The organism is Vibrio sp. Vb0304 (assembly GCF_033338995.1).
Classification (GTDB): Bacteria; Pseudomonadota; Gammaproteobacteria; order Enterobacterales; family Vibrionaceae; genus Vibrio; species Vibrio alginolyticus.
In genome coordinates this window covers 136,594-149,175 of the sequence record NZ_JAWOTT010000006.1, presented here as the reverse complement: position 1 = coordinate 149,175, position 12,582 = coordinate 136,594, and the positions used below count along the sequence as shown (strand labels likewise).

The 12,582-nt window shown below is 44.0% G+C and carries 11 protein-coding genes; 2 read left to right on the top strand and 9 right to left on the bottom strand.

The genetic code is table 11. The features are described 5' to 3' along the window. Positions 1-48 precede the first annotated feature (48 nt). The 7 genes from R7P35_RS10925 to R7P35_RS10895 form a co-directional block, all read right to left on the bottom strand. Positions 49-1,152, bottom strand: coding sequence for a phosphoribosylaminoimidazolesuccinocarboxamide synthase (locus R7P35_RS10925; RefSeq protein WP_064376418.1), 1,104 nt, complete (start codon positions 1,150-1,152; stop codon positions 49-51). A gap of 203 nt (positions 1,153-1,355) precedes the next feature. After that, positions 1,356-1,748 carry a SulA-like leucine-rich domain-containing protein gene (locus R7P35_RS10920; RefSeq protein ID WP_005377962.1) on the bottom strand — a complete coding sequence of 131 codons (393 nt, stop codon included), beginning with the start codon at positions 1,746-1,748 and terminating at the stop codon, positions 1,356-1,358. 412 nt (positions 1,749-2,160) lie between these two features. Beyond that, the gene (locus tag R7P35_RS10915) at positions 2,161-2,343 is read right to left on the bottom strand and encodes a hypothetical protein (RefSeq protein ID WP_005377960.1); all 183 of its coding nucleotides are present in this window, start codon (positions 2,341-2,343) and stop codon (positions 2,161-2,163) included. A 177-nt stretch (positions 2,344-2,520) separates the two neighbouring features. Further along, on the bottom strand, positions 2,521-3,495 hold the full coding sequence (locus R7P35_RS10910) for a J domain-containing protein (protein WP_054574051.1): 975 nt from the start codon (positions 3,493-3,495) through the stop codon (positions 2,521-2,523). A gap of 76 nt (positions 3,496-3,571) precedes the next feature. Then, entirely contained in the window at positions 3,572-4,240 is a 669-nt protein-coding gene (locus R7P35_RS10905; RefSeq protein WP_318092080.1) for an OmpA family protein, read from the bottom strand. Between the two features lie 208 nt (positions 4,241-4,448). Then, positions 4,449-5,144 (bottom strand): DUF2786 domain-containing protein, encoded by a 696-nt coding sequence (locus R7P35_RS10900; protein WP_005377954.1) that lies wholly within the window; start codon positions 5,142-5,144, stop codon positions 4,449-4,451. Positions 5,145-5,352: 208 nt separating this feature from the next. Continuing rightward, positions 5,353-6,033, bottom strand: a complete 681-nt coding sequence (locus R7P35_RS10895; RefSeq protein ID WP_005388843.1) for a DUF3334 family protein — start codon at positions 6,031-6,033, stop codon at positions 5,353-5,355. Between the two features lie 260 nt (positions 6,034-6,293). On the opposite strand from R7P35_RS10895, the gene R7P35_RS10890 reads away from it, so the two are divergent. Further along, positions 6,294-9,329, top strand: coding sequence for an FAD-binding and (Fe-S)-binding domain-containing protein (locus tag R7P35_RS10890; RefSeq protein WP_064368092.1), 3,036 nt, complete (start codon positions 6,294-6,296; stop codon positions 9,327-9,329). Positions 9,330-9,402: 73 nt separating this feature from the next. Continuing rightward, positions 9,403-9,864, top strand: coding sequence for a methyltransferase family protein (locus tag R7P35_RS10885; protein ID WP_033905135.1), 462 nt, complete (start codon positions 9,403-9,405; stop codon positions 9,862-9,864). Positions 9,865-9,974: 110 nt separating this feature from the next. Here R7P35_RS10885 and R7P35_RS10880 read toward each other — a convergent pair whose 3' ends face one another. Together R7P35_RS10880 and hutH are read right to left on the bottom strand one after the other, a co-directional pair. Further along, positions 9,975-10,700: a DUF3581 domain-containing protein gene (locus R7P35_RS10880; protein WP_017821813.1), complete on the bottom strand. Its 726-nt coding sequence runs from the start codon at positions 10,698-10,700 to the stop codon at positions 9,975-9,977. Between the two features lie 335 nt (positions 10,701-11,035). Then, positions 11,036-12,571 (bottom strand): histidine ammonia-lyase, encoded by a 1,536-nt coding sequence (gene hutH / locus R7P35_RS10875; protein WP_213904719.1) that lies wholly within the window; start codon positions 12,569-12,571, stop codon positions 11,036-11,038. Between the last annotated feature and the right edge of the window lie 11 nt (positions 12,572-12,582).

The following is a 12,582-nucleotide window of genomic DNA, read 5'->3' as shown; positions in this document are numbered from 1 at the left end:
CTAGTGCGGACTTTTTATTGGAAAGCATTTAGCAATCTAGCGACAGTGCTAGTCAATCAATCCGTATTCTTTGCTCAGAACTTCGATGATTTCCGCTTTCGGATTCTCACTCAAATGAATCGGCTTGCCTGTAATCTTCTCGGCAATACCAATGTAGGTGCTCGAAATCGCCATCAAAGATTCGACGGGTAAAGCATTATCACGAGCGAGTGCTTCACGCTCTGGCATACGTTCTTTATTTAGCAAGATATCTGGGTCAGGGAAGTGGTTAAGTAGGAACTGGCGGAAACCTTCTTTTGAGTTCTCTACGATGTGACCTGCTTGGTACTCTTTAGCATCCCATATACGAGACGAGTCTGGTGTACCCACTTCATCCATGTAAATCAGCTTTTCATTGCCAGCAGCATCATGAACATAACCAAATTCGAATTTGGTATCGACAAAGATTTGGTCAATTGCTTCTAATGCTTGGCTGATAACGTTAAAGCCTTCTTTCAGCAGTTTTTCGTAGAGTGCGATATCGTCCGCACTTGAGAAGTTAAATGCTTCGTAGTTGTCTACGATATTTTGACGAGTAATATTAACGTCATCCGCTTCTGGCACACCGGGAATGCCTTTTAGAATGCCTTTTGTGGATGGGGTCATTAGCAACTCTGGCAGTGCTTTGTCTTTTTCTAACCCTTCAGGAAGTTGGATTCCACAAAACTCGCGCTCGCCATTTGCGTAAGCGCGCCACATCGAACCCGTGATGTATTTGCGGCAGATGGCTTCGATTTTTACCGGTTTGGCTTTTTGTACAATCCAAACAAAAGGGTGAGGAATGTCTAGAATATGGCTATCTGCTAAGCCATTTTCTTTGAACAGTTTGAACCAGTGATTAGAAATCGCATTAAGCGCAGCCCCTTTACCCGGGACACCATTAAGACCACCTTCAGCATGCCAAATACAATCGAACGCAGAGATTCGGTCGCTAATCACCATGATAGCCAAAGGCGCATCTGGCGCGACATTGTATCCTTTTTCTTTGATCAGTCGGGCGCTGTCTTCATCAGTTAACCAGTAAACTGAACGAACTTTTCCACTATGAACGGGTTTATGGGTGCGAATTGGCAGGTCGTCATTGACGGCAAGTACTTGATTAGCAAGGCTCATTGCGACATTCCTATCATCTTAATCAAACGTCAGAAAGAGAAGATATTCAGCAAAATGTGGGCGCTGAATAAATCGAATGTGGGCATCATACCAGAACTATTTTAACTCGCCAGAGAAAAAGCAAACGTTTGCCTATTTTCTTTAATACAAAAAAAGCCCCCTTAAAAAGGAGGCGAGATGCAGGATGGATAACGTCGAACTTATTAGTGGTACTTATTAACTCTGCCTTCGACGAAAAAGACTTCACACTGATAGCGCTGCGCCATGTCGCGCAACATAGATTGATTCATAAGTGCAATTTTATTGGATGCGACAACAGCACTGGCATTGCCTGATCGGATGGCTTTTATCACGATCTCGACTTCTGAAAGCTGTTGAGAGGGCTTCATTTGAATAACGTTTTTACAGCAAATATTAGAAGCAGTGAGTTGTTCAAAGTCTGGACGAGGGCAGTCTGCTGTAAACAAAATCCATTGTTTCTGCTGCGATAAAACAGCCAGCTTAGATAGAAGCTGATCCGAAACGGCCATGGGCTTAGTTGCTTGTGCCAATACGTTGTAACGAGAGTATGTATGAGATTGACTTTGTAACTGCATCTTACTGTTCCTTTATACATGCTGTATGCCTATACAGTAGTTTGTTTTGGCGACCTGATCAACAAGTTTCTCAAAAGTTATTTGCGGTTTTTTGAAAAGGAAATAAAAGAATTTTACTTTAAGCAATTGAATTTATTTGTTTATTTTTTATTTCTGATATGTCTAACATCAATTTAAAAATGTGAGGTGAGTAGAAAGTTGGACGAGAGACATACAGGGGTTTACTACTGTATATACAGGTGTTTTTCACGGACAGTGGTTTGTATACAGTGGAAGAGGGCTGATAACCGATGCGACATGCTATGTAGGATAGGAGGGAATACGAGATAGAGATTGGAAATAGGCTTGGGAGATCAAAAAAGCGCCTTATAAAAGGCGCCTTTGAAAATCAGTTCCATTGATTCCGTCTTGCTTAGCTCGCTCGTTGCAAACGTTCGCGCATTTGCAATTCGCCTTGGTTAAATAGGCGCACGTCGATTTTTGCCATATCGTAACAAGCTTTACATGAGTAGTGGTGCTTGCCATCTAAATAATCGTGACGAGTTACAAGACTAGGTTTTTTACACCAATCACAGGTGCCTTCTTCAGTGAACATTGATTTTCTCCCCACCTAGATTAATTTGAGTCGTTAGGTGTTATTTTGCGCCGGGCATTATGGCATAAAAGCGCGACTTAAGTTAAATGTCTGTTAATTTCTTTGAGAGGGAGATCGATTGCGGTGTTTGATTATATGGGAATAAAAGCATGGTAGCCAAAGTATCCTGACCTATTTTTACTGTTTTGTAACATTTTGTGAGACGAGCTTAAAGGCATGATTGAGTCGCTTCATTTCTTCTTCACTGCCCCTTGTGTCAGGATGATAAAGCTTTGATAACTGTCTATAGCGTAGCTTGATTGCCTGTAAATCAGGGATGGTTTGTGGTGTGTAGCCAAACATAGCACACGCGACGCTTAGCTTATGGTTTTCTGCCTGAGTTTTGGATTTCTTAAATTCTCTGAATACTTTCTCTAACTGACGCTTCAGTTGCTTGTTCGTAAACTCTAGCTCTTTTATTTTTTCCGCCATTCGTTGATTTTGGCTTTCCCCTTTGGCTTCACGCGCTTTTCTATTCTGCTTGAGTTTTTTGATCACGAGGAAACTTAAGCCGCTGATGATGAGTATCGCCGCTAGCCAAATCAGCCATAGAAACGGCGAGTGTTCTACTTTGGGGTTTGCAACTGTGCTTTTCTCTTCCTGTGCTTGCTCCGCCTTTTTATCGAGCGACTTTATTTGCGAGACTTGTTTAGCTCGCAGTTGGTTGAAGCGCTGCTCTAACAGTTGATTATAAGCCTGTTCTGCTGCTGGATTATGCTGAGAAGCCATTTGATACAAGGCTTCAGTCAATTGAGATGCTGTGACCTTATCTTGATTGCGCTGAATAAAGTTAGCGAGAAGAAAGCCCCGATCGGTTGGGTCATTGAGTGCGATAGAGGTTAGCCAATATAACGCTTGTGTTTCATTTTTTTCGCCATTTATCCCTTTAGCAAAGTCGTTCGCGAGCTGTTTTTGCGCAGGGAGGTAACCTTGGTTGGCGGATTGCTCTAGCCAGTAACGCGTTTCTGGTGAGGCTTCAGCTTTGTGTGATGCCAATAATTGCTGTGCATACTCATATTGTTCGATGGGGTCAATTGGAGCTTGAGAGGCAAGCGAGTAACCAGAAAAGCTGAGGCTAAATAAGCAGAGTAGGGCAGACGTTTTGACAGACATTAATATGTCAGGCCTAACGATAATGGTTAGGCCTGCTCCGGTAATTTTTTATTATTACCGTTATGGTGCAACCAAATTACTTCAGTGGCAAGATCTGGATTTCAACACGACGGTTGCACGCACGACCTTCAGAAGTTTGGTTTGAGCAAATTGGGTTACGTTCGCCGTAGCCGCGTGCAATTGCACGACCAGGTGCAACGTTTTGAGATACTAGGAATTGACGTACGGACTCTGCACGGCGCTCTGACAACGTTTGGTTGTATGACTCACTACCTGTGCTATCCGTGTAACCGTCAATAACGAGACTGGTATCTGGGTACTCAACTAGGATGCGAGCAACACCGCGTAGAGTATTATGGATACTAGCATCAAGCTGGTAAGAGCTTGAAGAGAAGCCGATACCGTTTTCCATACGCAGTAAAAGCTGATTTTCACCAACACGCTGAACTTGTACGCCAGAGTTTAGCAAAGCGCGACGTAACTCCGCTTCTTGTTGGTCAAAGTAGTAACCAACGCCAGCGCCAGTCGCTCCGCCTGCGGCTGCACCAATGAGTGCATGCTGACGACGTTCTTTAGCATCATCACCCGTTGCTAGGCCGATTGCTGCGCCAGCGATCGCACCAATAAGCGCGCCTTGCGTGGTGGAGTTAGTTTCGTATTCACCCGTTGTTGCATTTTGGCGTTGAGTGGCTTGACAGCCAGTAAGAGCTAGCACTAGAGCTAGTGCAATAGGCACCTTTTTCAAGGGAAAATCTCCGTATAAAACTGAGGCGAAACCATGCCTCATAATGGGATGCGAATTATGAATAAACAAGCATTAATATTTGTTATGAGAAAGTAAGATTGATAAGAGTTTCTGTAAGAAAATTCCTACCAATACTGCCAAAGCTCTCAAAGTAAGCCCCATCGACATCGAAGTCATTGCTGCTTATGTGAATCCTTTACTATTCTGGCTATTTCGATGAATCGCCCAACATTTTGCGTGCTTGTTCGCCGCCCACTCCACGGTTAACTGAAACCTTTCTACCTTTCTTTAAGCCCACTTCGTAGTCTTCAGTTAGGTTTTTCATTGCTTCTTTCAATTGCTTCTTGAACGTTTCGCGGTCAATGTTTTGGAATTCTTTATCAATATAGTCATTAATTTTATTGGCCGACTCTTCATCTGGAGAAATAATTGGCAATTTTTCAATCGCGCCTTCCACCCAGCCAGATACAAATGAGTTCACACGGCGAGTCACTTCCTGAGAAGAGGTGCCGGTGCCAGCAAAGCTGTTTCGGAATTGTCCGGTACTTTCGTTCATCTCGCGATAAACAATATCGAAAGCAAATGCAGCAAAAATAGCGCGATCTGCTTCACCGATAAATTCGACACGTTTGAGCCCTTTGTGATTCAACAATACTGCTTCGACACCGAATTTTGTGTTAATGCCGCGAATCACTCGCAATATGGTAGAACTGATGTTCGCTGGTAGCAGATGAGAAGATTGTGTTTTTCCCATTCTGATGAACTCAATATCGTCTTTATCGAGACCATATTTAAGCATGAGGCGATGTGCCATTTTGATAGCATTGGCAGCCTCATTAACATTAGCGGAATTGCCCAGTTCTAAGCACTTGGCGATTTTTTTCAGAGCTTTTTGTTTATCCATCGACAACCAGTAACGAAAGCAGAAAATTTATGAAGTCAGACATATTACCTTTTTTGACATAAAAACGAAATACAAGGTGGGACTGAAGATAATTTCAGCACATAAAAAGAAGCCTCGCATTAAGCGAGGCTGGCGTTTTAGTTCGTCGTAATCAGTATGAAGTCGTACTTGTGTCTAAGAAGCCATTCTTCATTAAGATTCGTTAGAATTACAACCCGAGCTGGTTGAGCAAGTCATCGGCATCATCGTTTGATCCCGACGATTTAGATTCTTTCTCAGCCAACTGTTTACGTGTTGCCTCTAAAATGTCGTCTGGGTTTTCGTCTTCAGCAACTTCAAACTCTTCCAGTTGGATGAACTCAGTTTTATCCATTGCTAGTTCGAGATAGAAAATATTGTTGTTTTCGGTGGAGAACGTCACTCTGCGCGCTTGAGGGCGGTCAAGGTTGGTATCAACTTGTAAGATAACTTGCTTATTCAGCGCCAGCATTTTTGGTTGGTTTTGTGTGATGTTCGTTTGCAGGTCTTTACGAATTTTATTAGTGAAGTCTCCGACCAGTTGATTCATGAGTTCACCCAGAACATCGCCTACCTCGTCAGAAGTATGAGATATTGCCAGTTCTTCTTCTGGCATGCCCATATTACGCATGTAGTTGGTGTAGATCTCCAGTGCGGCTTTTGCCGTAAAATTAATCACAACTAGCCCGGTAAATCCGCCATCAAACAGAACAAAACAGCCAAAATCTGGTTTGAGGCTAGTCTTGTGGATTTTTTGCACCATTGCTGAATAATTTACTTGAGAAGATGTCGCCGAAGTAAGTACGCCAGAAACAGACTGGCAAAGTTTGAGAAGGATATCTTCAGTGGTCACAATTTTATTTTTTTTCATTCTGAAAACTCATCTAGAAACGCGATTCGTTCCCCAATGTAGGCATCAAGCGTGAAAAAATAAAGCATAAGTTTAATTATTGTATCGAGATTCTGATTTGCTCGTCTTTTTAAATGTTGTAAAGTGACGAAATTCAAAGAATATTACTTCACTAACTCTTTTGTGGTGTTTTTTCGCTTAGCGCCAATTTGTATGAGAAGTGAGCAAATAATTACACAACCCGCAGCTGATCGGATCAGCGTCGTAGGGGCAGGAAGCAAATGTTACCAAGATTACACTCGCAAACTGATGTCGATCCTCTTGTTCTTAGTTTTCTGAAAGAGCTTGAGCACGCCGGATTCACTGGTGATATCGAAAGCCAATATTCAAGCCGACTAGCGGTTGCCACTGACAACAGTGTTTACCAGCAACTTCCTCAGTCTGTCGTTCATCCCAAAACGACAGAAGATGTTTCTCTCCTCGGGAAACTGAGCAATAAAGAAAAGTACGAACGAATTACCTTTTCACCTCGTGGTGGCGGCACAGGGACCAATGGTCAGTCGCTAACCAAAGGTATTGTGGTGGATATGTCTCGCCACATGAACAAAGTGCTTGAGATTAATGAGAAAGAAGGCTGGGTTCGTGTACAAACTGGTGTAGTGAAAGACCAGTTAAATGACGCTGTTCGCCCTTATGGCTACTTCTTCTCTCCAGACTTATCTACCAGTAACCGTGCAACGATTGGCGGCATGGTCAACACCGATGCTTCTGGTCAAGGTTCTCTGAAATACGGAAAAACATCCGATCATGTTTTGTCGCTACAAGCGGTGTTTGCTGATGGTTCAATTTTAGAGTCGGACTTGTCCCATGGTTACCCAAAAGAAGGCGAGTTTGCTGCCAAGGCGCTACGTGTAACGGAATCCGTATGTCGTGAAAAACGCCAGCAGATCGTAGATAAGTTTCCTCCTCTTAACCGATTTTTAACGGGCTACGATTTAAAAAATGCCTTGAATGAAGACGGTGACCGTTTCGATATCACACGAGTACTTTGCGGCGCGGAAGGTTCATTGGCATTTATTACCGAAGCAAAGCTGAACCTGACGCCAATTCCGAAAGCGCGTACGTTGGTTAACGTTAAATACAACAGCTTTGATTCTGCACTGCGTAATGCACCGTTTATGGTAGAGGCGAAAGCGCTGTCTGTAGAAACCGTTGACTCAAAAGTGCTTAATCTCGCGAAGCAAGATATCGTTTGGCACACCGTGAGCGATTTACTTACCGATGTTCCAAATAAAGAGATGCTTGGCATCAATATGGTGGAATACGCAGGTCAGGACGAAGAGGAAGTTGCTGCTCAGGTTGCAGCGTTGACCGCCAAGCTCGATACCATGTTGGAAACAGAAGAAGCGGGCATTATCGGCTACCAAGTTTGTAACGATGTAGCGAGCATTGGGCGTATTTACAACATGCGTAAAAAAGCGGTGGGTTTGTTAGGCGCAGCAAAAGGTCGTGCTAAACCGGTCGCATTCGCTGAAGATACCTGTGTGCCACCAGAAAACCTGGCGGACTTCATTGTAGAGTTTCGAGAACTGTTAGACAGCAAGTCTCTGAATTACGGCATGTTTGGTCACGTCGATGCTGGGGTGCTTCACGTACGTCCTGCGTTGGATTTGTGTGACCCGCACCAAGAAGCATTGATGCACGAAGTTTCTGATGAAGTGGTCAAGCTGGTGGCGAAATACGGCGGTTTGATGTGGGGTGAACACGGCAAAGGTTTCCGTTCAGAATATGGCCCTGAGTTTTTCGGCGACGAGTTGTTTACTGAACTGAGACGTGTGAAAGCGGCATTCGATCCACACAACAAAATGAACCCGGGCAAAATCTGTACACCGCTGGATAGTGATGCAGAGCTTGTCAAAGTTACCGATACCAAACGTGGTTACTATGACCGTCAGATTGACGTTCAAGTACGTGACAGCTTTAAACAAGCGATGGAATGTAACGGTAACGGTTTGTGTTTTAACTACGATACCAGCTCGCCAATGTGTCCATCGATGAAAGTAACAGCCGATCGTCGTCATTCACCGAAAGGTCGTGCGGGTTTGGTTCGCGAGTGGTTGCGTCAGCTTACTGAGCAAGGCATTGATATTCTTGACTTAGAAAAGCAAACACTAGAAAACAAAACATCAATCAAAACCATGATTGACCGCGTACGTCATTCTATCAATCGTCGTCACGAGTATGACTTCTCTCACGAAGTGTATGAAGCGATGAATGGTTGTTTGGCGTGTAAAGCGTGTGCGAGTCAGTGTCCGATTAAAGTCGATGTTCCGAGCTTTCGCTCGCGCTTTTTAAACATCTATCACTCTCGTTACCAACGTCCTGCAAAAGACTATCTGGTTGCGAACATTGAGACTATGCTGCCGATGATGGCGAAAGCGCCAGGTGTCGTAAATGGTGTTTTGAAGCAGTCGTGGGTGAAAAGTTTAACGGCATCTACGGTCGGGTATGTCGATGCGCCGTTGTTATCAGTACCCACCTTGAAACAACGAGTAGAGTCGCTGACAACGCCTTATGATCTGCAAGCGCTCAGTGGTTTGTCTTCGTCTGAAAAGAGCAAACATGTTTTAATTGTTCAAGACCCATTCACTAGTTACTACGACGCTGATGTCGTTGAAGACTTCGTTAAGTTATTGAAAAAGCTGGGTATGAATCCGGTGCTTCTGCCGTTTAAGCCGAATGGTAAAGCACAACACATTAAAGGGTTTTTACGTCAGTTTAAGGACACAGCAGCCGACACAGCGAAGTTCTTGGCGATGGTAGCGGATCTGGATATTCCATTAGTTGGCGTCGATCCTGCTTTGGTGCTGTGTTATCGAGATGAATACGCTGAAGTGCTTGGCAGTAAGCGAGGTAATTTCGATGTACTAACAGCCCACGAATGGCTTTACCCAAGACTAGAAGCGTTTGAAAGCGGAGAGCATAAGGCGCAGGAACCTTGGTATCTGTTTGCGCACTGTACTGAAAAAACCAAAATGCCAAATGCGGAAAAAGAGTGGGGCGCTATTTTTGCTCACTTTGGTGCAGTTTTGAATACGGTACCTGTTGGTTGTTGTGGTATGGCGGGTACGTTTGGTCATGAGGTTGATAAGTTGTCGATGTCGAAAGACATTTACAATTTAAGCTGGAAGCCAAGCTTAGATAAGTTGGATAGCGAGAGATGTTTGATTACAGGCTATTCTTGCCGCAGCCAAGTGAAACGCTTTGAAGGAACGAAGCCCAAGCATCCCGTTCAGGCATTGTTAACTTTGTTGTAATCGGACTAAATCAAGCCCAGTTTTACTGGGCTTTTTAGAAACCGTACTTAGACCCTTTCAAAGGATATGAATCTTGAGAAAACTTGAACTCAAAGTCCCACCTGTTGCGGTGTTTTTGCTAGTCATACTTTTGATGTACGGACTTAAAGTTTTGACGCCGAGCATGAACATTCGAGTCCCCTTTGTTGAATTTGTAGTAGGTGTATTAACTTTGTTGTCTGGCTACATGGGCATTGCTGGCGTGTATGAATTTCGCAAAGTAAAAACCACAGTGAACCCAGTAAAACCTGAAGCGGCATCTTCTGTTGTAAGAACTGGTGTGTTTGCCTTTTCACGCAACCCTATGTACACGGCATTATTGCTTCTAATCATAGCAACTGGTTTGTGGTGGCAGCACTTGAGTGTGGTGCTTTGTGGCGTGATATTTGTCAGTTATATGAATCGGTTTCAAATCAAGCCTGAGGAACGCGTTTTAGAGCGATTGTTTGGTGAAGAGTATGTGGATTATAAAAACCATGTTCGTCGTTGGCTCTAAGCATTGCGTTTAGTTTTGTTTGGATGAGACATAAAAAGAAAGCCCAACGGTCGACGTTGGGCTTTCTTTTAGTAAACACGTTTTTTGTGCGCTTCTGATAGGGCAGTCGACTAGGCTGCCTTAACGAACTTTGCTAGGAATGCATCCTTACGTTCATTAAAGCGGCGTACAAGGTCGTCAACTGCTTCTTGGTCATATGGCTTCAAGCCACTTGCAACCATGCGCTTAATACCTTTACCAACGACTTCACCGTCTTCTTTGAACGCAAAGTTTAAGGTAACTACACCTCGTTTTCCTTCTACATCGAATGTTGCGCCAGTGAAATCCACCTCTGGATGCGTAAGGTCTAAGCGTGAAAATTCGACTTCCATGCTTTCATAAATAACTAATGGACGCTGGCAGTTAATCATCATTTGCTTCTCTTCCATAAGAGGAACCATGATGTGAGGGAAGTTCATACCAGAAAATTGCACGTAATTTGTCACTACATGCTCAATAAATGCCGGATCGTGGTTAGTTTCACCTTCACGGGACATGTGTAAGTATTCTTTACCTGCCTCGTCAACAACAGCGCTTTCTTTGTCACACTTATTTTCAATATGAAGTGCTACACCATCGTTTACCATGCCAGAGAAGTTAAAACGCATCTTTTGGCTAACGCCTTCTTTACTAAGGAGCACTGCGAAAAGTAAATCCCCAGGGACACAAAAGCGTTTGTTGTCTTCATCATGAATTGGGTTGTAGTCACCTGCGACACGTTTTGCAAAGTGGCTTGCTTGTTCGCGAGTGAACTGAAACTGGTGATTAGTGTTTGAAAAATAAGGTGTTAGAAACATAATTTTTACGTAGTAACCAAAACTGTGTGGGATTATATGCGAATATCTGCGTAGCAATGGTCCATCCAGTGAAAACTTCACCGTATCCTAACAATAAGACACTATTTCGGCGGATAAAACGTTAAAAACGCATACTTTAGCAACGCTTTTATTTGTGAAAGCAATAAACAACGACCTTTTCGCTCGCCTATCTTTTAAAGTATAGCCATCAAAGTAGACAGGCGTTCATAAACAGTGCCATCAACATGTTTAATCGTATGTAAAAAGGCTCCACGCTGAACGTAGAGCCTTCAAGTCATTATCTGTTTATTCGATGAAATGCCAGTTATGCTTGGTTATTGAACACTTGGTAACAAGCTCTCTGGCATGAGCGTGTTGTGGATAGCCAGCTTAAGCAGAGTATTTGCCTGTTCAATGTCTGGAGCAAAGTAGCGATCTTTATCGTAGAACGATACTTTTTCACGCAACATTTGTTTCGCAATCTCAATACGCTCAGAGGACTTGTTTGGTGCTCTAAAGTCTAGGCCTTGTGCTGCTGAGAGGTATTCTACCGCCAGAATACCGCGAGTGTTTTCGCCCATTTCTTTCAATCTGCGAGCCGCGAATGTTGCCATTGACACGTGATCTTCTTGGTTTGCAGATGTTGGCAAGCTGTCTACTGACGCTGGGTGAGCGAGTGTTTTGTTTTCACTTGCTAACGCAGCAGAGGTAACCTGAGCAATCATGAAACCAGAGTTCACACCACCATTGTCGACTAAGAACGGTGGTAGTTTTGATAGCGCGCTATCGATAAGTAATGCCATACGACGTTCAGACAAGCTACCGATCTCGGCAATCGCAAGTGCTAGGTTGTCGGCTGCCATTGCAACAGGCTCCGCATGGAAGTTACCGCCAGAGATGATGTCACCATCTTCAGCAAACACCAACGGATTATCTGATACGGAATTAGCCTCTACTTGTAATACTTCGGCCGCATTGCGGATTTGCTGTAAACACGCGCCCATCACTTGAGGCTGACAGCGCAAAGAATACGGGTCTTGTACTTTTTCACAGTTAGTATGCGAATCACCTATTTCACTCGTTGTGTCTAACAAATGACGGTATGCGAGTGCTGCGTCCATCTGGCTGCGATGACCACGTACACGGTGAATGCGCGGATCGAATGGACTTCGGCTGCCGAGAGCGGCTTCAACAGACATTGCACCACAAACGGTTGCTGACGCGAAAAGATCTTCCGCGATAAACAGGCCTTCCAATGCAAACGCTGTGGATGCCTGAGTCCCATTTAGTAGCGCTAAGCCTTCTTTTGGCGCCAGAGTGATAGGCTCTAGACCTGCGATTTTTAATGCTTCTTGCCCGGAAATGATTTTACCGTTGTGGCGAGCTTGTCCTTCTCCCAGTAATACAGTGCTCATATGGGCTAGAGGAGCTAAGTCACCTGATGCGCCAACAGAGCCCTTTTTAGGTACGCAAGGGTAAACTTGTGCGTTGACTAGGTCGGTCAGCATATTAATGACTTTTAGGCGAATCCCAGAAAAGCCACGAGACAGACTATTGATTTTTAATACCATCATCAGACGAACCGTTTCATCTGACATAAACTCACCGATACCTGCCGCATGAGAAAGAACGATACTGCGTTGCAGTGTTTCTAAATCTTCTGGTGCTATTCGTGTGTTAGCCAATAGCCCAAAACCAGTGTTAATTCCGTAAACCGTTCTATCTTCCGCGATGACTCGGTCTACGACCTGTGTGCTTTCTTCAATGGCCGGAATGGCTTCAGGATTCAAAGTAAGGTTGACTGGTGAACGGCTCACTTGGCGTAGTTCGTTTAAGCTAATATGACCTGGCTTTAGCGTTAAATTTAACATCTCTTTCATCC

Bases quoted from the DNA above. Each gene is read 5' to 3' on its own strand.
- R7P35_RS10925 (WP_064376418.1), bottom strand. From the start codon at position 1,152: ATGAGCCTTGCTAATCAAGTACTTGCCGTCAATGACGACCTGCCAATT.
- R7P35_RS10920 (WP_005377962.1), bottom strand. From the start codon at position 1,748: ATGCAGTTACAAAGTCAATCTCATACATACTCTCGTTACAACGTATTG.
- R7P35_RS10915 (WP_005377960.1), bottom strand. From the start codon at position 2,343: ATGTTCACTGAAGAAGGCACCTGTGATTGGTGTAAAAAACCTAGTCTT.
- R7P35_RS10910 (WP_054574051.1), bottom strand. From the start codon at position 3,495: ATGTCTGTCAAAACGTCTGCCCTACTCTGCTTATTTAGCCTCAGCTTT.
- R7P35_RS10900 (WP_005377954.1), bottom strand. From the start codon at position 5,144: ATGGATAAACAAAAAGCTCTGAAAAAAATCGCCAAGTGCTTAGAACTG.
- R7P35_RS10895 (WP_005388843.1), bottom strand. From the start codon at position 6,033: ATGAAAAAAAATAAAATTGTGACCACTGAAGATATCCTTCTCAAACTT.
- R7P35_RS10890 (WP_064368092.1), top strand. From the start codon at position 6,294: ATGTTACCAAGATTACACTCGCAAACTGATGTCGATCCTCTTGTTCTT.
- R7P35_RS10880 (WP_017821813.1), bottom strand. From the start codon at position 10,700: ATGTTTCTAACACCTTATTTTTCAAACACTAATCACCAGTTTCAGTTC.
- hutH (WP_213904719.1), bottom strand. From the start codon at position 12,571: ATGTTAAATTTAACGCTAAAGCCAGGTCATATTAGCTTAAACGAACTA.